Origin of the sequence: Phytohabitans sp. LJ34, assembly GCF_052068095.1 — a bacterium.
Taxonomy (GTDB): domain Bacteria; phylum Actinomycetota; class Actinomycetes; order Mycobacteriales; family Micromonosporaceae; genus Phytohabitans.
The window spans coordinates 66,375-84,064 of the sequence record NZ_JBQHDG010000008.1 but is presented as its reverse complement, the minus strand read 5'-3'; the positions used below and the strand labels follow the sequence as shown (position 1 = coordinate 84,064).

Genomic DNA, 17,690 nt, shown 5'->3' with positions numbered 1-17,690 from the left:
GCGCGTCAGCGCCGCCCCTCCAGGTAGGCGAGGACGGCGCGGACCCGGCGGTGGCCACCGTCGTCCGGCGACAGGCCGAGCTTGGTGAAGATGTTGCCGATGTGCTTGTGCACGGCGTTGCCGGTGACGAAGAGGCGGGCCGCGATCGTGTCGTTGTCGTGGCCCTCGGCCATCAGCGCGAGCACCTCCCGCTCTCGTGGGGTGAGCGTGGCCACCGGGTCGCCGCGGGTCAGCAGCTGGGCGACCACCTCCGGGTCGAGGGCGGTGCCGCCGCGGGCCACGCGGGTCAGCGCGTCGACGAACTCGTCGACCCGGCTCACCCGGTCTTTCAGCAGGTAGCCGACGCCTCGGGGCGCGGCGGCGAGCAGCCGGGTGGCGTAGGCCTGCTCGACGTACTGGGAAAGGACCAGCACCGGCAGGTCGGGATGGCGGCGGCGGGCCTCGATCGCGGCGCGGATGCCCTCGTCGCGGAAGCCGGGCGGCAGGCGCACGTCGACGATCGTGACGTCCGGACGGTGGGCGTCGACCGCGGCGAGGAACGCCTCCGCGTCGGTCGCGACGGCCACCACCTCACAGCCCTTGGTGCCGAGCAGCAGCTCCAGCCCGCTGGAGAGCAGCACGTTGTCTTCGGCGATCACGACCCGCACGGCAGCTCGACCTCCACGAGTGTCGGCCCGCCGGGCGGGCTGGTGACGGTGAGCCGGCCGTCGAGCGCCTCCGTGCGCCCGCGGATGCCGGCCAGGCCGGTGCCGCCGTCTTCGCGGGCGCCGCCGGCGCCGTCGTCGCGGACCTCCACCAGCAGGCGGTCGCCGGCGCGGCGCACCCGGACGGTGGCGCGGCTGGCCCCGCTGTGCTTGGCGACGTTGGTGAGCGCCTCGGTGACCGCGAAGTAGGCCACCGCCTCGACCGCCGCCGGCATCCGGCCGAGGTCGCCGACGTCGAGGTCGGCTGGGACGCCGCCGCGCGCCGCGACCGCGTGCAGGGCGCCGGCCAGGCCCAGGTCGGCGAGGATCGGCGGGTAGATCGTGCGGATCACCGCGCGCAGCTCGGTCATCGCCTCCTCCGTGCCCTCGTGCGCCTGCCGCAGCAGGTCGGCGACGGCCGGCGGCGCGTCGGGCAGCGCCTGCCGGGCGACGGCCAGCCGCATCGCGATCGCCACAAGCCGGGCCTGGGTGCCGTCGTGCAGGTCGCGCTCGATGCGGCGCAGCTCCGCACCGTGCGCGTCGAGCACGTCGGCGCGGGTGCGGGTCAGCTCGGCCACCCGCTCGGCGAGCCGCTCCGCCGCCGACGGGGCCAGCGCGGCCAGCGTGAGCCGGGCGTGCAGCGCGGCCAGCGGCGGGAACACCCCGGCCGCCACCGCGGCGAGGATCGCGAGCTGGGCCGCGCCGAGCGCCAGCGCCCGCCCCCAGCCGGTGACCGGCACCTCGACGAGCAGGCGGAGCGGGTCGCCGGCCGGAAACATCCACCACAGCGGCGCGGCGACGAGGGCGACCAGCGCGTTGCCGAGGCAGAAGAGCGCGAGCAGCCCGGCCGGCACGCCGATCACCACGTGCGCCGCGAGCCAGCGCAGGTAGCGGTCGAGGCGTGCGGTCGGTGGCGGCGGGTCGACACCGCGCAGGGCCGCCGCCCGCCGGAGGTGCGCCGCGGCCCAGCGCCGGCGCAGCGGGAACGCGACCACGGACACCACCAGATACACCGTCGCCGTCCGCACTCGCCGCACCCGTAAACGTCTACCAGGGCGGCGGCCCGCCCCGCACTACAGCCAGCGCTACCTTCCGACGGGTCGCTGGCGGTATCGGATCGGGCCCACCGCCGCACCTAGCGTGAGCCGGCATGCGAACCCTTCTCGCTCTGCTCGCGGTGGCGGCCGTCGCCACGCCGCCCACCGACCTCCAGCGGCACACCGACGCGATACACGCGCTCGGCCTGCCGGGCGCACAGGCCCGCCTCGTCACCGAGGACGGGCGCCACCACGTCGCGACGAGCGGCTTCGGCGATCTGGGCGCCGGCCGCCCGGTGCCGCCCGAGGGGCGCTTCCGGATCGCCAGCACCGGCAAGGCGTTCGTCGCCACCGTGGCCCTCCAGCTCGTCGGCGAGGGGCGGCTCCGCCTCGACGACACGGTCGAGCGGTGGCTGCCCGGCGTGGTGCGTGGCAACGGCAACGACGGCCGGCGGATCACCGTGCGGCACCTGCTCCAGCACACGAGCGGCATCCACGACGACTTCCCCGACTACACGACCGAGGCCGACTTCCTGCGCCACCGCTACGACGTCTACACGCCGGAGCAGCTCGTCGCGCGGGCGATGGCGCACCGGCCGCACTTCAAGCCGGGCAAGGGGTGGGGCTACTCCAGCGTCGGCTACATCCTGGTCGACATGATCGTCGAGCGGGTCACCGGCAACCCGTGGTGGACCGAGGTCGAGCGCCGCGTCGTGCGGCCGCTCGGGCTGACCGCCACGTCCTGGCCGGGCCTGTCACCCGAGGTGCCGCGGCCGCACGCGCGGGGGTACCAGATCCTCGACACCGGCCGGCAGTTCGACGTCACCGAGCAGGTGGTGGTCGACCCGGAGGCGGCGATCACGTCCACCACCCGCGACCTCAACACGTTCTTCCGGGCGCTGCTCGGCGGGCGGCTGCTGCGGCCGGCCCAGCTCGCCGCGATGACGCGTACCGTGCCGGTCGACCCGGGCCTGGCGGAGATCCTGCCCGGCGCCCGCTACGGCCTCGGCCTCATGCGGCGGCCACTCCCGTGCGGCGGTGTCTACTGGGGACACCCCGGCGGCGGGGCCGGCTACATCACGGACAACGGCGTCACGGCGGACGGCCGGCGCAGCGTGGTCCTCTCCGTGAACGGCACGCACCCCGACTTCACCCAGCAACAACAAGCGGCCGACGCGCTTGTCGAGGGCGCGCTCTGCGGCGCAGGAACCACTCGGCCACGGCGAGGTTGACCAGCCAGGCGAGGAGCATCAGCCCGGCGCGGGCGTTCGCGCCGGGCTGTTCGCCGGTCGCCACCATGTAGGGCGCGAGCGTGAACGCCTGGGTGCCCGCGCCGAGGCCGATCGCGTAGCCGCGGGCCATCCACGCGCGGTGCCGGGTGAAGTCGCGGCGCAGCGCGGCGGCGAGGCCGAGCAGGATCGACAGGGCCATCGCGGAGCCGAAGAAGAGGCGGATCCAGGTCAGCACGCCGTGGTCGTGCGCCGGCAGGTCGTACGCGAAGGTCATCCACAGGCCGCTGAGCGCGACGGTCAGTCCACAGGGGACGAGTATCCGCCCGGCCCGGCGGTGCCAGCGGTGGCGGCGCAGGCTCGGCACGAACTGGAACGCGCCGAGGATCGAGTACACGACCGCGCCGACGATGTGCAGCACGACCGGCACCGGGTCGGCGACGAAGCGGGCGTTGCCCGCGGTCACCTCGGGGCCGGTGCCCAGCTCGGTCACCCGGGCCGCTCCGGCGATCACCGGCACCAGGCTCAACAGGATCAACGCGGCCGGTAGCCGCCACTCGCGCCTCGTCATGCCGTCGATCGTCGCCGCCGCGGCTGCCGCGCCTCATCGGTACATGGGCCGCGATCCGGCTCGCCTATGGTCGGGCCCGGCGGTCGTACTTTCAGCGATCACCGGTCACCAGCCACTCGTCGCCGACCTTCGTGACCCGCAGCACGGTGATGCCCAGCGGGTTGGCCCCGACGGTCAGCGCGTCCGCGTCGCCGCTGAGGCGCGCGTCGCCGACCTTCTCCCGCTGGGCGCCGGAGAGGCCGGCGAGCATCGCGTCGACGCCCCGCGGGCAGTCGCCCACGGAGTGGCGGGTGGCCAGCTCCTGCCCGAACGGCTCCGTCACCAGCGTGCACGCCAGCTCGCCGTCGCCGGTGGCGAGCGCCTTGAGGTAGTTGCGCGCCGCGCCCTCCGCCGGGTCGGTGCGCTGCCAGAGGTACGCGAAGCAGCCGAGGACGAGCACCGCGGCGAGGACGACACCGATCAGCGCGCGGCCGCGGGCCGTCATCCACGCGCCCGGGTGCGGTTGGTCTCGTACGCCCACATGGCGATCTCGACCCGGTTACGCACGCCCAGCTTCGTCATCAGGCTGGTGATGTGTGACTTGACGGTGCTGAGCGTGATGAAGAGCTCGTCGGCGATCTCCTTGTTGGTGCGCCCCCGCGCCACCGCGACGAGCACCTGCTCCTCCCGGTCGGTGAGCGCCTCGATCGGCTGCGCCGGCGGTGCGGCCGGACCCGCGTCGGCGAACGCCTTCAGCAGGCGCGTCGTGACGCTCGGCGCGATCAGCGCGTCACCGTCGGCGGCCGCGTGCACCGCCTGGGCGAGCAGGGCCGGGCCGGCCTCCTTGAGCAGGAAGCCGCGGGCGCCGGCGCGCAGTGCCGCGTACACGTAGTCGTCGAGGTCGAAGGTCGTGATGACGACCACCGCGAGCGGGTCGGCGACCGACGGTCCGGCGAGCGCCCGGGTGGCCTCGATGCCGTCCATGCCCGGCATGCGGATGTCGAAGAGGCACACGTCGGGGCGGAGCCGCCGGGCGAGCTCGACCGCCCGCCGCCCGTCGCCCGCCTCGCCGACCACCTCGATGCCGGGCTGCGCGTTCAAGATCATGGTGAGGCCGGTGCGGACGATCTCCTGATCGTCCGCGACGAGCACGCGCACACTCACTGTGTCTCCTGGTTCGCTCGCTCGTGCGGCGCCTTCGTCGCTCGCCGCGGCACGGCGGGGCAGCCTGGTCCGGACGCCACCCCGGCCGGCTCGCTCACGCGGCCGCTCCGGTGCGGGGCAGCACGGCGGTGACGGTCCACCCGCGGTCGGGGTTGGGGCCGGCCGCGCAGGTGCCGCCGAGCAGGTCGGCGCGTTCCATCATGCCCATCAGGCCGAACCCCGGCGCGCCGGACGGGCGCGCGGCGCTGGCCTCGCCGTCGTCGCTGACCCGCAGGCGCACCGACGTGTCGTCGGCGGCGACGCTGACCTCGATGCGGGTGGCGTGGCGGGCGTGCCGGCGGGCGTTGGTGACCGACTCCTGGGCCAGCCGGTAGATGGCCGAGCCCACCGACGGCGGCAGGTCGTCGAGGTCGCCGCGGATCTCCACGTCGACGGCGGGCCCGGCGCGGAACCGGCCGGCGAGCCGCTCGATGTCCGTGACGCGCGGGCTGGGCGCGAGGTCGGCGGGCTGGTCGCGGCGCAGGACGCGGACCATGGCGCGCATCTCGGCGAGCGCGCGGGAGGCCTCGGTCTCGATCACGCGGAGCGCGTCGACCGCGGCGTCCGGCTGGGTGGCCGAGGCGGCGATGCCGGCCTGGGCGCGGATCGCGATCGCCGACACGTGGTGCGCGACGGTGTCGTGCAGGTCGCGGGCGAGCCGCTCGCGCTCCAGCAGCTTGACCCGGTCGCGCTCGCGTGCCCGCGCGCTGGCCCGGAAGCGGAGCGCGGCGCCCAGCGTGGAGACGCCGAACATCACCGCGAAGCCGGCGATCATCTCGCCGATGCTGATCGTGCCGGCCAGGGCGGAGAGGCCCACCTTCGCCGCGACGAAGGCCGAGCCGATCACCGCCTCCCGGCCGCCGCCCCAGCGGAGCAGCGCATACGGCAGGACCAGGAACCACGTCATCGTGTACATGACGCAGGGGTCGCCGGGCAGCACGAACGGGGCGACCGCGGTCACGCCGAAGGCGATCGCCACCGTCGCGAGCGGGTGGGTGCGCCGCCACAGCAGTGTGGGCAGCAGGGCCAGCCCCATGACGACGGAGCCGGCCCGCCACTCCAGGTCGGGCCGGAAGATCCCTTCCAGCACGATCGCGGGCGCGAACACGGCGACGAGCACCCAGTCGCGCCACACCCGGGCCGGGGCGTCGGGGACCCGCGGCTCCTCCAGCAACGCGCGCAGACGTGGATGCACGGTCCCATGGTACGAACGGGCGGTCCTACTCCAGATCGGCCCAAAGTACGACTGTTTTGTCCCGGTGCGAGGGCCCGGTCAGTAGGTGTCGGTCTCTACTTCCTCGCACACCAGGAAGTCCGGCGGCGCGTCCATGCCGGCGCGCTGCTGTGCCTCCTTCAACGCCGCGCTCCGCGTGAAGGCGCGGGCGTCGTCGGCCGTCGCGAACTCGGTGACGACCACGACCCTGTTCGGGTCGTCCACGCCGCGGTGGAGCCGATGCGCGGTGGCGGCGTGCTCCTTGCGTACCGGACGCATCTCGTCGAAGACGGACTTGAACCGGTCGTAGTCGGTGACATGGAGCTGGACGATGAGCTTCGCGGTCATGATGAACCCCCCGACCCGCATGGGTGTCCGAAATGTCGCATACGCCGTCAGTGTACGCCCGGTGCGCGGGCTACGGGAGGCCGAGCAGGTGGAAGGCGGCCCAGTCGACCGTGCCGGCGAAAGCGGGTGTGTCGTCCGCGTGGCTTTCCCAGCCGGCCAGCGTGGCGTTCAGCGCGTCGTCGGCTGGTTCGGCGGCGGCCCACTGCCGCAGGATCTTCACGACGTCCGCGTTGGACATCTCGGCGCGCATGGACTTCTGGGCCGCGGCCAGCGCCGTGGCCGCCGGGACCGCGCCGTCGTGCCAGCACCGGAAGAACTCGCCGACGAGCAGCGCGGCCGGCAGGTCGCCGACCGTCCAATGTGTCGCGATCACCTGCCGCGCGCCGGCCGCGAGGAGCGCCTCGGGCGGGCCGACCGCCTCGGCGGACAGGACGACGAGCGACGCGTCGACCGGCCCCGGGACGCTGAGCCCCGGATCGTCGGTGGCGAGGTGCACCACGTCGTACGCCCGCAGCAGCTCGCTGACCGCCGGCACGGTGACCTCGGCGCCGGCGAGGGTGGTAACCGGCCCGGCGACGTCCGAGGTGAGGCTCGCCGCCTGCCGCCGCAGGAAGGGCAGTGTCACGGCCTGCCCAAGGCCGCGCCGCGCCGCCGGCCGCTCCCCGGTTTGGCGGAGCAGGGCGAGGCTGGGCGCGTAGGAGACGCGGATCCGCTCGCCTACGTGGTGGCCGTCGGGCAGGAGGGCCGCCGCCAGCGGGAGGCCGGCAAGGCGCGGAGACGGCAGCAGTACGACGCCGGTCGTGCCCTCCGGCACCAGCTCCAGCACGGGCGCCCACAGCTCGCGCCCGAGCAGCCGGCCCATGGCGTCCAGCCGGCCGGACGGGAGCGGTGCGCCGGTCGCCACCGGGAGGTCGTCCGGTGCGACGGCGGGACGCTCGCTGATCGCAGTCCACCCGCCGCGCCCGGCGCAGAGGACGGTGAGGGCGGGTGCCAGGTCGACGTAGGCGGCGACCACGCCCGGCGGCAGCACCGCCGTCATCTCCTCCAGCGCGGGCAGCGCCGTGCTCCGGACGGACGTGGCCCGCCGCGCCTCGGCGACCTCCACCGCGAACGTCGCGTCACCGGCCCGGACCGCCGCCGCGCCGCCCAGCTCGTACGCCCGGTCGCCGCCGGCGTCCCGGGACAGCGTGTCGAGGTACTGCCGGATCGCGGGGCGGGCGCCGGCCCAGTCGCCCCGCTCGGCCCGCAGCAGCGCGGCGAGGAAGTACGTGCGGCTGGCGAGCGTGATGATGACCGGCGCGTCCGGCGCGAGCAGGGGCTGGAGCACCGCCTCGGCCGCGCCGGTGTCGCCGAGCCGCAGGTGGCATTCCACGAGGTGCAGCAGGGCGGTGCGCTCCTCCTCGGCCGCGCCGAGCGCGCGGTACTCGCCCGCCGCCCGTTCGTAGTAGCCCACCGCTTCGGCCAGGCCGCCGGCTCCCATGTGGACGGTGGCGAGGGAGCTCGTCGCGGCCGCGTGGGCGGCAAGGTCGCCGGCCTCCTCCGCGAGGTCGGCGGCGCTGCGCAGATGCTCCCGCGCGGCGTCGAGGTCGTCGACGGAGAGGGCCACGTCGGCGCGGATCGCCATCGTCCGGCCCAGCCCGTGCGGGTCGCCGTCGGCGCGGAAGATCTCGGCCACCCAGCTGAGCACCCGCTCAGCTCCGGCGGCGTCGCCGCTGGCGTGGAGCGCTTGGCCGAGGGCCTGGCCGAGGAACGCCTCGGCGGTCGGGTGTCCACCCAGCGCGCGTACCCGGGGCAGGCATCCCTCGAGCACCTCGACCGCCTCGCCGGCCCGGCCCGCCGCGGCCAGCGCCACGCCCCACTGGTGGGTGGCGGCCACCCCGGCCGGTGAGGGGTCGCCGGCGAGGGCGAGCCGGTGCGCGTCGCCCAGGCTCACGAGCATGGCGGAGGCGTCGTTGCCGGCGCGGTGGGCGAGCCCTTCCGCGGTGAGGAGCGCGATCCGCAGCTCGTCGTCGCCGCTCGACTCGACCCGGCCGCGCACCGCGTCGAGCACCGCCATCGCCGCGGCCGCGCTGCCGGCCAGCGCGTGCTCCCGGCCGAGGGCCACGCCGGTGGCCGGCTCTCCGGTCTCCAGCCACGCCCGCTCCAGCCGGTCGAGCTCGCTCTCCGGCTCAGGCACCAGCTCGGTCTCCGGCTCGGTCTCTGGCTCGGGCACCGGCTCGTCGAAGGCCGCCGGCTGATCGGTCACAGGCTCCTCGTAGGCCGCCGGCTCGTCGTAAACCTCCGGCTCACTGAAGGCCGCCAGCTCATCTGGGGCCGCCGGTTCATCATGGGCCGCCGGCTCGTCGTAGGCCGCCGCTTCATCGTGGGCCGCCGGCTCGTCGTGGGCCGCCGGCTCGTCGTGGGCCGCCGGCTCGTCGTAGGCCGCCGGCTCGTCGAAGGCTGGCGGCTGATCGGCCGCCGGCTCGTCGTAAACCTCCGGCTCGCTAAAGGCCGCCGGCTCGTCGTAGGCGGCCGGCGGCGCGTCGGGAGCCGGTGCGTCGTGCAGCTCGGCCAGCAGGAGGTGGGCGCGGACGGCGAGCGGGCACTCGTCGGCGCTCGTAGGGTCCGCGAGGCGTACCACCGTCCGGAGCGCGGCCGCCGCCGGTGCCCGGTCGTTCTCCCGCCAGAGCGCCTCCGCCCACGCGAAGTGGGTGACCACCGTGTCCCGCCGCACCGCGTCGGCGAGGGCGGGGTCGTCGCCGGCGTGCTGCCCGGCCCGGACCAGCCGGTCGGCCGCCTCCGCGTAGCTCTCCCGCGCGGTCAGGTACGCCGCCGTGTACCTCTCCGCCGTCGCGAGCCGCTCCGGCCGCCGGGTGCGCTCGGCCGCGTCCCGCATCATGGCGAGGAGTGGCTCGGCCTCGTCGAGCGCGCCGCCGGTGACCAGGAGGCCGACCAGGTTGGCGGTCCACCGGCTGAGGTTGAGCACGTCGCCGTACCGCAGGCAGAGCTCGATCGCGCGGTCGTACGTCTCGATCGCGGCCCGGGTGTCGCCGGCCCGGTCGTACGCCATCGCCTTCTCGCCGAGCAGCGCGCACAGGCCCGCTTCCAGGCCCTGCGCCCGCGCCACCTGCTCCGCCCGGGTGAACCGGTCGACCGCGCCCGCCAGGTCGCCGGCGTGCAGCAAATCGGCACCCTGGCGCGACAGCGCGGCGAAGTCGGGGGCGGCGACGAGGTCCGTCGCGTACCGGGCGGCGAGCCCCGGGTCGGCCGCGAGCACCTCCATGACGGCGGTGGCGATCCGCGCGCGGTCGGTGTCGCCGACCATCGCGGCCACGGCGGCGGCGTTCTGCGCGACCACGCGGGCCTGCCCGACATAGGCGCGGTCGCCGGCGGCGAGGGCGGTCAGCCGCGGCAGCACGGCGAGCAGCACATCCTTCGCCACCGTGACGCGCTCGTTACGCAGCGCGACCTCCGCCGCGAGCAGGTCGAAATACGTGGCCAGGCCGCTGTGGCCGGCCTCCGCGGCGAGCGTCCGCCCGGACGCCACGTCGGCGGGGTCGAAGCCGTCGGGGTCGCTGGCGATCCGGTCGTGGACGCGGAACGCGGCGAGCGCCAGCACGGCGTCGGGCCGCCCGTCGACCAGCCGGGAAACCCTGTCGTACCGGTCGGCGCCGGCGACTCCGGGCCCCACGTACGCCTCGAGCAGCTCGTAGACGGCATCGGCCTCGTCGGTGCCGACGCCGCCGTAGGGCGGGGATCCGGCCACCGACCAGACCAGGTCGGAGTAGGCGTCCTCGTCGCCGTTGGAGGCGATGAAGCGCAGCATCCAGTAGGGCCACGGCTGAGCCGCCGGCTCCGGGTGCTGGCCCATTCGTTCACCGCCGATGCAAAGAGGCTCCTTCAACATATGACGGATGGCGGCCGGAGGTTAGCCGGGTACGGGCGCTCGACGTACCGGCCGCCGGTTTCGCGAGAGGACTAGACTCGGACACCCACGACACGAGGAGTGCGTCGGTGGTGACGGCTCTGGATCCACCATCGCTGTACATCGGCCATGATCCCGCGGTGACGGTCGTCTCGACGCGGCCGTTGAAGGTCGAACGTGGCGGGGTCCGCACCTACCGGTGGGGGCATGTCGCGGAGCTCTTTCCCGGGGGAGCGCCGGCCGGCTTCACGAAGGCGCAGCAGGTGCTGGTGCTCAGCATCGTGCTGTTCGTGCTGGCGGCCGTCTTCGCCGCCTTCGGCACCGCGTGGACGTTCGTGCCGGCACTGTTCGGGGTGGCCGCCCTGATCGTGTCCGGCCAGCTCGAAGGGGCACAGCGGCGGCCGGGCCGGATCCTCGCACCGGAGTCCGACCGATGGGCGGAGCAGTGCTATCTGCTGGTCGACCACCGGGAGCGCCGCGACCTGTGGACGGCGGTCACCGTCGGAAAGCGGGTCTGCCGCACGCTGCCGGCCCTCGCCGGGATGGTCGACACCGGCGCCGCGGAGCGGCTGCTGGCGTCCGCGCTGTTCGACATCGCCAAGGTACTCAACCAGCGGCAGGAGGTGCGCCGCCTGATCCACGAGCTCGGCCGGCAGCGACACTACGGCCTGCCGGCCGACAACCCCGCGGTGCGCAAGCTGCACCGCCAGCGCGAGCGGTTGGTCCAGGCGCTGTCCGACCTCGACGCGGAGGTCGCGCGGAAGATAGCGGGCCTGGAGGCCACGGCGGTCGCCAGCGAGACGTTCATCCGCGAGCGGGAGATCCACCAGGTGACCAGCAGGGTCGACCAGACCCTCGCCAGCCTGGCGCCGGCCGAGGTTCTGGGCACGCCGGACTCCGGGCTCGCGCTGGCCGACGAGGTCGAAGCCGTCCTGGCGGTGTACCGCGAGCTCAACGAGCGGTACGGCACCAGCTGAGCAGCTCCGGGTGGGCGCGGCTCAGCCGAGGGAGGCGGTCGCGGCCGTGACCGTGGGGTAGACGTGGAAGCGGCGATCCAGTTCCGTGGTCTGCATGAGCCGTTTCACGATCGGGTTGAGGGCGGCGAGGTGGAGCCAGCCGCCGCCGGCCTCCGCCCGCTCGTGCACCGAGAGCAGCAGGCCCAGCCCGGTCGAGTCGACGAATGACACGTCGCGCAGGTCGAGTACCACGCGCGGGTGGGCCTGGAGGGCGTCGTTGAGCCGCTCCTGCATGGGCCCGACGCTCCAGAAGTCGATGACGCCTCGCGCGGTTACCACGCTGACGTCGTGGCGCTCCTCGACGTCGACGGCGAGCCCCAGCTCACCGTAGGCGTCGCCCGCCGGATACCGGCGCCGGTCGGCGTGCAGGCTGTCGTTCATCACCCATCCCATGATCAACCCCCGTTTCGTGCCGGCGTGGTTGCCCGCGGACAGGTGAGGTCAAACAAGGTTGTGGCAGGAAACGCAACTGGCACACCCGCCGTGAATGGAACCGACCGAAGGGGGTAGCCACCCCGTCCTCACCCCCAACTGATGAGCAGGGAGCACGTGATGACGGACATTGCCACGTCGCGCTCACCCTCGGGCGACCATGAGTCGACCGCGCAGGTGGCGAAGGAACAAGCCGTGAACGTGGGGCAGACCGCCGCCGACAGTGGCGGTCAGGTGCTGCGCACCGCCGCGGAGCAGGGCCGGCAGGTCGCGGAGGAGGCCGGCCACCAGGCCCGCGACCTCTACGCGGAGGCGCGCGAGCAGGTACGCGGCCAGGTCGGCGACCAGCAGCGGCGCGCCGCCGGCGGCCTGCGGTCGGTCGGCGAGGAGCTGCGCCGGATGGCCGACCAGGGCGGCGGCTCGGGGCCGGCCACCGAGCTGGCCCGCCGGGCCTCGGGCACGGTGGACCAGGTCGCCGGCTGGCTGGAGGGCCGCGAACCGGGCGCCGTGCTGGACGAGGTCAAGCGGTACGCCCGCCAGCACCCGGGCGCCTTCCTGGCTGGCGCCGCCGTGCTGGGCGTGCTGGCCGGCCGGCTCACCCGCGGCCTGACGGCCGGTGCCGGCTCGGGGTCGGGTAGCCGCACCGACTCCGGCTCCGGTGGCGGCATCGACTCCGGCGAGGGCACCGGCACCCTGTACGCCGGCGGCGCGTCCGGTGGCGTACCGGGGATCGCCACGCCGGTGACCGGTGCCGACGACCGGCCGATCGACCCGGTGCTGCCCGGCGAGGCGCGGCTATGAGCACCGCCGTCAACCAGCCGCAGCCCGACCCGGCGCAGCGCTCCTTCGGCGAGCTTGTCGGCGAGGTCGCACAGGACCTGTCCACGCTGGTCCGCCAGGAGATGGACCTCGCCAAGGCCGAGCTGCGCGAAGAGGCCGGCAAGGCGGGACGGGCCGCGGGTGCCTTCGGTGCCGCCGGTCTCGCCGGGTACATGGTGCTGCTATTCCTCTCGATCGCCCTGTGGTGGGCGCTCGCGAACGGGATGGACGAGGGCTGGGCGGCTTTGATCGTCGCGCTCGTGTGGGCCGTCGCCGGCGCCGTCCTCTACGCGGTGGCCCGGTCCCAGATGCGCCGCGTACGCGGCCTGACCCGGACCGCGGAGACCGCCAAGCAGATCCCCGACGCACTCAAGCCAGAGCCAGGAGGCTACCGATGAGCACAGACCCCGACCAGATCCGGCGGGAGATCGCCCGTACCCGGGAAGAGCTGAGCGACGACGTCGACGCGCTCGCCTACAAGGCCGACCCCCGGCGCATGGTCCACGACCGCAAGGAGCGCGTCCGGCACACGTTCCGGCGGATGAGCGACACCGTCATGGGTACCGCGTCGCAGGTGACCGCGAAGGGCGGCGAGGCCGCCTCGGGCGCCTCCGACAAGGTGTCCGCCGCGGTCTCCACCGTCGGTGACGCGGCGGCCGCGGCCCCGGGCCAGATCAAGCGGCAGGCCGAGGGAAACCCCATCGCGGCCGGCCTGATCGCGTTCGGCGTGGGCTGGCTCGTGTCGTCGCTGCTGCCCGCGAGCGAGCGCGAGAAGGAAGCGGCCGAGCGGCTGAAGGCGGTCGCGCAGGACCACGCGGACACCATCAAGGAAGAGGTGGGCGGCGTGGCTCAGGAGATGCGCGACAACCTGCGCGAGCCGGCGCAGCAGGCGGCCCAGTCGGTGCGGTCGACCGCCGAGGACGCCGCGCGGTCCGTCAAGGACGAAGCCCGGTCGGCCACCGACGACGTCCGGGACGAGGTCCGCGAGGCGGGCCACCAGGTCCGCTCGTAGCGGCCAGCCGGCCGGCACCCCGCGGGGGCGCCGGCCGGCTACGACCGTTCCTACGGCTCCTCGACCTCGTGGATCGCGGCCTCCTCGGCGCTGGGCGCGCCGCCGGCCGCGCCGGCGTCCCGGGCGATCGACGAACCCTCGGTATCCGCGCGGACGCCCTCGTCCGGCTCGACGAGCCGGCCCACCGAGCCGGTGCCGGCGCCGGTGTCGTACATGGAGACCGGCGAGTCGGTACGCGGGTCGACCGGGCCGGTGTCGTCCAGCGGGGTCTGGTCGTCCACCCGGTCAGTCTCCTCGGACAGGGGGTCCGGGTCGAAGGCCTCCGCCTCGATCGGGGACGGGGTGGCGTCGCGGCGTTCGCCGACGTTTCGCATCGCCGGGTCGGCGGTCTCGCGGGTGAGCTTGTCGTCCAGCGACTCGCCCTCGCGCTGCTCCTCGGCCGTGGTGCCGAAGCGGTCGATCGCCTCGGGACGGTCGTCCCGGTCGAGCGGGATCGCGGCGGGCTCCGGGCCGTCCGCCTCGCGGACGGTCTCGACCTCGTCGCGGGCGGTGGAGTCGTCGTCGGCGACGTCGGGGATGCCGAGCGCCTCGGGATCGGAGAGCAGGTGCGGGTACTCGTCGCTCATGCCGGTCTCCTACCCAGGGAGGTCGCCTTTATACGACCCTTCAGCACACCAGGATCGCGGGCGTGGCGGCGGACTCGCCGATGGCCTCCATCGCGGCGTCGGGGCGCAGCGGCGCCGGGGTGGGCAGGTCCGCCGCCTGCCCGCGCAGGACGCCGGTGGCGTGCCGCACCGGCAGCGGAAACATGCCCAGGTTGGTGGCGGCCGGGTCGACGTGCGCGCGACGGGAGCCGAAGCGGGCGGCGGCGTGCCACTGCGACGGGTTGGCCGTCGCCGCGGTGGGCACCCCGAAGCCGTCCACCAGCACGTCGATCGAGCTGAACGTCGTGCTGCCGGCCAGCCACCAGCACAGGGCGTTCGCGGCGCGGCTGGCCGGGGTCTCGCACCAGTACGGCACCATGCCGGCGCGGAGCACCTGCGCCGGGTCGAGCAGGCGACCGCTCTCCACCACGAGCCGGTTGCCGGTCTTGCCGGCGCCGCGCAGCCACCGGCGGTACAGGTCGGCGACCGCCGCGCTGAAGGCCTCCGGGGCGGCGTACAGGACGCGGTGCAGGCGCAGCCGGCGGGCCCGTGCCCACGAGCGCACGCTCTCCTCGAAGCCGGCCTCGACGCCGGTCTCCGTGTACCGCTCGGGGCAGGAGATCGTGGGCGGCCGCCACCGCACCCGGTCCGCGTCGAGGTAGCGCAGCGCCTGGCACAGCTGCGGTCCGGCGGTGCGGAACTCACCCGCGTCCAGGCCGCTCGCCGGGCTGCCGAGCTGAAACGTGTGGCCGGCGCCCACGTCGAGCACCGGCCAGGTCCGCATGTCGCGGACCACGATCACGGCGGCGTCCCGGCTCAGGTAGGCGGAGAGGAACTCGCGGTACGGGTCGGGCAGGTGCTGCCAGCGGGCGTGGAGGGAGACGGTGGAGCCGGCGAGCACCCCGCGCAGCACCGGGTCGTGCACCTGGCGGATGGCGAGGGCCGGGTTGGCGGCGAGCAGGCGGGCGGCCACCGAGGCGCCGTGGGTGAGGGCCGCGTTGGGGTCGTCGGGCGAGCCGTCCGGCCACCGCACCGCCATCTCGAAGCCGGAGGGTAGCCACGGCACGCCGGCCGCGGCGGCGAGGTGCACCGCGGCGCCGTGCGGGGAGCCGACGACCACCGACGGGTACTGCCGGCGTGGGTACTGGCCGACGACCCACCGCGCGACCTCGTCGGCGTCGACGCCGTTGGTGGCCGCCACGGGGACGGCCGCCTGGCTGGCGTGGCGTGCGGCGGCCCGGCGCGCGCCGGACGGCAGGACGCCGCCGTAGCGGGCCACCATCGGCCGCCGGCCGAGGTCGCCGCAGTCCCGGCCGTGCAGCGCCCGGGCGGTGGCGGTCACGAGAACCCGGGTCAGGCTGTCCGGGCACACGACCCGATCCGGCGTGGCCGCGGTCGCCGCGGTCGCCCGTGCCGATTCCTCCAACATCACCCACGTCCTCTTAGGTCGCCCGGTCTCGCACGAGATGGCCGCGATCCGCTGGTCCAAACGTCGACCGCCGGTTGTTTCGGCGCGGCGCCACCCCCGGCGACCGGCGCACCCCCGGTCCTCTGTCACCCGCGGACCGCGTGCTCCCGCGGGCACAGCTCCGGCCGGTCGACCCGGTCCGGCCCGGCACAGCCCTCGATCGACGGGCCACTCGTGGAGGTCTCCTAGTGGCCGATGTCGTACGCGCCGGGCTCGACGAGGCCGCTCTCGTACGCGAAGACCACGATCTGGGCGCGGTCGCGCAGGCCCAGCTTGGTGAGGATGCTGGAGACGTGTGACTTGACCGTGGCGGGTCCGATGTAGAGCCGCTCGGCGATCTCGGTGTTGGTGGCGCCGCGGGCGACGCCGGCGACGATGTCGCGTTCGCGGTCGGTGAGGCGCTCCAGGCGGTCGGCGACGGCGGTGTTGACGCCGGGGCGCGTGGCGAAGCGGCTGATCAGGCGGCGGGTGATCGACGGGGCGATGAGGGCGCCGCCGTCGGCGATGGTGCGTACCGCGGTGGCCAGCTCCCGCGGTGGGATGTCCTTGAGCACGAAGCCGCTCGCGCCGGCGCGGAGGGCCTGGTAGACGTACTCGTCCGGGTCGAACGTGGTGAGGATGAGGATCCGCACCGGCCAGTCGGCCTCCCGGAGGATCCGCGCGGTCGCTTCGAGGCCGTCGAGCTCGGGCATGCGGATGTCCATGAGGACGACGTCCGGGTGGTGCCGGTGTGCGGCGTCGATCGCCTCGAAGCCGGTGCCGGCCTCGGCCACCACCTCGATGTCGGGGTGCGCGCCCAGGATCATGGCGAAGCCGCCGCGTACCAGGGCCTGGTCGTCGACGACCACGACGCTGATCGTCATGGCTCGCCCGTGCGGGGGAAGCGGGCGAGGACGCGGAAGCCGCCCTCCGGGCGCGGGCCGGTCTCGAGGCTGCCGCCGAGCAGCGTCGCGCGCTCCCGCATGCCGATGATGCCGTGGCCGGGCGCCTGCGGGCGGTTCGGGGCGAGCGGGGCGTGGTCGACGACCTCGATGGTGATGTCGGTGCCGTCCTCGCACAGGCGTACCTCGGTGCGGGTGCCCGGCCCGCCGTGCTTGAGCACGTTGGTGAGCGCCTCCTGGACGATGCGGTAGGCGGACAGCTGCACCCGCGTGGGCAGCGGTGTCCGCAGGCCGTCGGTGACATCGATGTCGAGCCCCGCCGTGCCGAGCTGGGCGACGAGCCGGGGCAGGTCGGCGAGTCCGGGCTGGGGGCCGAGGCCGCCCCGGTCGGCGTCCGGGCGGAGTACGCCGAGCAGGTGGCGCAGCTCGTCGAGGGCCTGGCGGCCGGCCTGCTCGACCGCGGCCATCGCCTGGCGGGCGCGCTCCGGATCCGCGGCGGCCACGGCCTGGGCCGCCCCGGCCTGCACCGTCATCATGCTCACCTGGTGGGCCACCACGTCGTGCAGCTCGCGGGCGATGTGGGTGCGCTCCTCGGCGACGATCCGGCGCGCCTGGTCGGCCTGCTGCCGGCGCCGCTGGGCGGCCCGCTCCTCGCGCGACGCCATCCGCCGCCCGATGTACCAGATGACCAGGAAGAACACGACGCCGAAGGCGGTCTCCGACCACGGGCTGGACAGGACGAGGCCGTCGAGGACGAGCAGGGCGACCGCCGCGGCCACGCCGGCCAGTCCCCACCGGCTGTCTCCCGCGTAGCGGCCGACGGCGTAGAGCCCGAAGAGCGTGATCAGACCCACGTTGGTGTCTTCGGTCGGCAGGGCGAGCGCCCAGCAGGCGACCGCCACGCCGAGGACCGCGACCGGCGCGCGGCGGCGCTGGGAGAACGCTGCCGCGGCGACGGCGTAGGCCACGAACGCGACCGGGGGCACCTCGGTGATCGACCGGAGCGCCGGCGCGTCGCCCTGCCCCTCCGTGACGAACACCGTCGTCAGGAACAGCACGGCAGCGAGGACCCCGTCGGCCGCCCGGGGCCAGCGGGCGAACGGGCCACGGCGGCGGCGTGTCCGGTTCATCGTCGCTCACGGTAGGGCAGCGCACGCCGTGCCGTCATCCGCCGCCGGGCGGAGGGAAACGCCCCCGGTCGCCCGCCCGGCGGGGGAGGGGCCACCCCGTCCGGCGCCGGGAGACCGGGCC

18 protein-coding genes are annotated in these 17,690 nt (G+C 74.9%); 5 read left to right on the top strand and 13 right to left on the bottom strand.

The window, feature by feature from the left end:
* Nucleotides 1-5: 5 nt before the first annotated feature.
* Both ACTMTJ_RS16245 and ACTMTJ_RS16240 read right to left on the bottom strand, forming a co-directional pair.
* Complete coding sequence (locus tag ACTMTJ_RS16245) at nt 6-647, bottom strand: response regulator (RefSeq protein WP_441217278.1); 642 nt, start codon at nt 645-647, stop codon at nt 6-8.
* Complete coding sequence (locus ACTMTJ_RS16240; RefSeq protein WP_441217276.1) at nt 635-1,711, bottom strand: sensor histidine kinase; 1,077 nt, start codon at nt 1,709-1,711, stop codon at nt 635-637. Before ACTMTJ_RS16240 ends, ACTMTJ_RS16245 begins: the two co-directional genes overlap by 13 nt.
* Before the next feature lie 122 nt (nt 1,712-1,833).
* Between ACTMTJ_RS16240 and ACTMTJ_RS16235 the strand changes: the two genes are divergently transcribed.
* Nucleotides 1,834-2,952: a serine hydrolase domain-containing protein gene (locus ACTMTJ_RS16235; protein WP_441217274.1), complete on the top strand. Its 1,119-nt coding sequence runs from the start codon at nt 1,834-1,836 to the stop codon at nt 2,950-2,952.
* Here ACTMTJ_RS16235 and ACTMTJ_RS16230 read toward each other — a convergent pair.
* The 6 genes from ACTMTJ_RS16230 to ACTMTJ_RS16205 form a co-directional block, all read right to left on the bottom strand.
* Nucleotides 2,870-3,520 (bottom strand): DUF2306 domain-containing protein, encoded by a 651-nt coding sequence (locus ACTMTJ_RS16230; protein ID WP_441217272.1) that lies wholly within the window; start codon nt 3,518-3,520, stop codon nt 2,870-2,872. The two genes, ACTMTJ_RS16235 and ACTMTJ_RS16230, sit on opposite strands and share 83 nt — an antisense overlap.
* Before the next feature lie 91 nt (nt 3,521-3,611).
* Nucleotides 3,612-4,004, bottom strand: a complete 393-nt coding sequence (locus ACTMTJ_RS16225) for a hypothetical protein (RefSeq protein ID WP_441217270.1) — start codon at nt 4,002-4,004, stop codon at nt 3,612-3,614.
* Nucleotides 4,001-4,663, bottom strand: coding sequence for a response regulator (locus ACTMTJ_RS16220; protein ID WP_441217269.1), 663 nt, complete (start codon nt 4,661-4,663; stop codon nt 4,001-4,003). Before ACTMTJ_RS16220 ends, ACTMTJ_RS16225 begins: the two co-directional genes overlap by 4 nt.
* Before the next feature lie 94 nt (nt 4,664-4,757).
* Nucleotides 4,758-5,897, bottom strand: coding sequence for a sensor histidine kinase (locus ACTMTJ_RS16215; protein ID WP_441217267.1), 1,140 nt, complete (start codon nt 5,895-5,897; stop codon nt 4,758-4,760).
* 78 nt (nt 5,898-5,975) lie between these two features.
* A complete protein-coding gene (locus ACTMTJ_RS16210; protein ID WP_441217265.1) occupies nt 5,976-6,263 on the bottom strand; it encodes an antibiotic biosynthesis monooxygenase family protein in 288 nt (95 codons plus the stop codon).
* A gap of 70 nt (nt 6,264-6,333) precedes the next feature.
* The gene (locus ACTMTJ_RS16205) at nt 6,334-10,113 is read right to left on the bottom strand and encodes a CHAT domain-containing protein (RefSeq protein ID WP_441217263.1); all 3,780 of its coding nucleotides are present in this window, start codon (nt 10,111-10,113) and stop codon (nt 6,334-6,336) included.
* A 143-nt stretch (nt 10,114-10,256) separates the two neighbouring features.
* On the opposite strand from ACTMTJ_RS16205, the gene ACTMTJ_RS16200 reads away from it, so the two are divergent.
* Complete coding sequence (locus ACTMTJ_RS16200; RefSeq protein WP_441217261.1) at nt 10,257-11,144, top strand: hypothetical protein; 888 nt, start codon at nt 10,257-10,259, stop codon at nt 11,142-11,144.
* A gap of 21 nt (nt 11,145-11,165) precedes the next feature.
* Here the strand turns inward: ACTMTJ_RS16200 and ACTMTJ_RS16195 are convergent, their stop codons facing one another.
* Complete coding sequence (locus ACTMTJ_RS16195) at nt 11,166-11,564, bottom strand: STAS domain-containing protein (protein ID WP_441217259.1); 399 nt, start codon at nt 11,562-11,564, stop codon at nt 11,166-11,168.
* Nucleotides 11,565-11,735: 171 nt separating this feature from the next.
* Here ACTMTJ_RS16195 and ACTMTJ_RS16190 point away from each other — a divergent pair, with 171 nt between their 5' ends.
* From ACTMTJ_RS16190 to ACTMTJ_RS16180, 3 genes are read left to right on the top strand one after another with little or no spacing between them, the layout of a single operon-like run.
* Nucleotides 11,736-12,416, top strand: a complete 681-nt coding sequence (locus tag ACTMTJ_RS16190; protein WP_441217257.1) for a hypothetical protein — start codon at nt 11,736-11,738, stop codon at nt 12,414-12,416.
* Entirely contained in the window at nt 12,413-12,832 is a 420-nt protein-coding gene (locus tag ACTMTJ_RS16185; RefSeq protein ID WP_441217255.1) for a phage holin family protein, read from the top strand. Before ACTMTJ_RS16190 ends, ACTMTJ_RS16185 begins: the two co-directional genes overlap by 4 nt.
* Nucleotides 12,829-13,446 (top strand): DUF3618 domain-containing protein, encoded by a 618-nt coding sequence (locus ACTMTJ_RS16180; protein WP_441217254.1) that lies wholly within the window; start codon nt 12,829-12,831, stop codon nt 13,444-13,446. Before ACTMTJ_RS16185 ends, ACTMTJ_RS16180 begins: the two co-directional genes overlap by 4 nt.
* A gap of 50 nt (nt 13,447-13,496) precedes the next feature.
* Here ACTMTJ_RS16180 and ACTMTJ_RS16175 read toward each other — a convergent pair whose 3' ends face one another.
* From ACTMTJ_RS16175 to ACTMTJ_RS16160, 4 genes are all read right to left on the bottom strand, one after another.
* A complete protein-coding gene (locus ACTMTJ_RS16175) occupies nt 13,497-14,072 on the bottom strand; it encodes a DUF5709 domain-containing protein (RefSeq protein ID WP_441217252.1) in 576 nt (191 codons plus the stop codon).
* A 40-nt stretch (nt 14,073-14,112) separates the two neighbouring features.
* The gene (locus ACTMTJ_RS16170) at nt 14,113-15,519 is read right to left on the bottom strand and encodes a hypothetical protein (protein WP_441217250.1); all 1,407 of its coding nucleotides are present in this window, start codon (nt 15,517-15,519) and stop codon (nt 14,113-14,115) included.
* Nucleotides 15,520-15,743: 224 nt separating this feature from the next.
* The gene (locus ACTMTJ_RS16165; RefSeq protein ID WP_441217248.1) at nt 15,744-16,421 is read right to left on the bottom strand and encodes a response regulator; all 678 of its coding nucleotides are present in this window, start codon (nt 16,419-16,421) and stop codon (nt 15,744-15,746) included.
* A complete protein-coding gene (locus ACTMTJ_RS16160; protein WP_441217247.1) occupies nt 16,418-17,569 on the bottom strand; it encodes a sensor histidine kinase in 1,152 nt (383 codons plus the stop codon). The genes ACTMTJ_RS16165 and ACTMTJ_RS16160 overlap by 4 nt, the downstream gene beginning before the upstream one ends.
* Nucleotides 17,570-17,690 lie beyond the last annotated feature (121 nt).

Coding starts and splice junctions, on each gene's coding strand:
- ACTMTJ_RS16235 (WP_441217274.1), top strand. CDS start 1,834: ATGCGAACCCTTCTCGCTCTGCTCGCGGTGGCGGCCGTCGCCACGCCG.
- ACTMTJ_RS16175 (WP_441217252.1), bottom strand. CDS start 14,072: ATGAGCGACGAGTACCCGCACCTGCTCTCCGATCCCGAGGCGCTCGGC.
- ACTMTJ_RS16190 (WP_441217257.1), top strand. CDS start 11,736: ATGACGGACATTGCCACGTCGCGCTCACCCTCGGGCGACCATGAGTCG.
- ACTMTJ_RS16230 (WP_441217272.1), bottom strand. CDS start 3,520: ATGACGAGGCGCGAGTGGCGGCTACCGGCCGCGTTGATCCTGTTGAGC.
- ACTMTJ_RS16195 (WP_441217259.1), bottom strand. CDS start 11,564: ATGAACGACAGCCTGCACGCCGACCGGCGCCGGTATCCGGCGGGCGAC.
- ACTMTJ_RS16185 (WP_441217255.1), top strand. CDS start 12,413: ATGAGCACCGCCGTCAACCAGCCGCAGCCCGACCCGGCGCAGCGCTCC.
- ACTMTJ_RS16170 (WP_441217250.1), bottom strand. CDS start 15,519: ATGTTGGAGGAATCGGCACGGGCGACCGCGGCGACCGCGGCCACGCCG.
- ACTMTJ_RS16165 (WP_441217248.1), bottom strand. CDS start 16,421: ATGACGATCAGCGTCGTGGTCGTCGACGACCAGGCCCTGGTACGCGGC.
- ACTMTJ_RS16210 (WP_441217265.1), bottom strand. CDS start 6,263: ATGACCGCGAAGCTCATCGTCCAGCTCCATGTCACCGACTACGACCGG.
- ACTMTJ_RS16180 (WP_441217254.1), top strand. CDS start 12,829: ATGAGCACAGACCCCGACCAGATCCGGCGGGAGATCGCCCGTACCCGG.
- ACTMTJ_RS16160 (WP_441217247.1), bottom strand. CDS start 17,569: ATGAACCGGACACGCCGCCGCCGTGGCCCGTTCGCCCGCTGGCCCCGG.
- ACTMTJ_RS16225 (WP_441217270.1), bottom strand. CDS start 4,004: ATGACGGCCCGCGGCCGCGCGCTGATCGGTGTCGTCCTCGCCGCGGTG.
- ACTMTJ_RS16205 (WP_441217263.1), bottom strand. CDS start 10,113: ATGGGCCAGCACCCGGAGCCGGCGGCTCAGCCGTGGCCCTACTGGATG.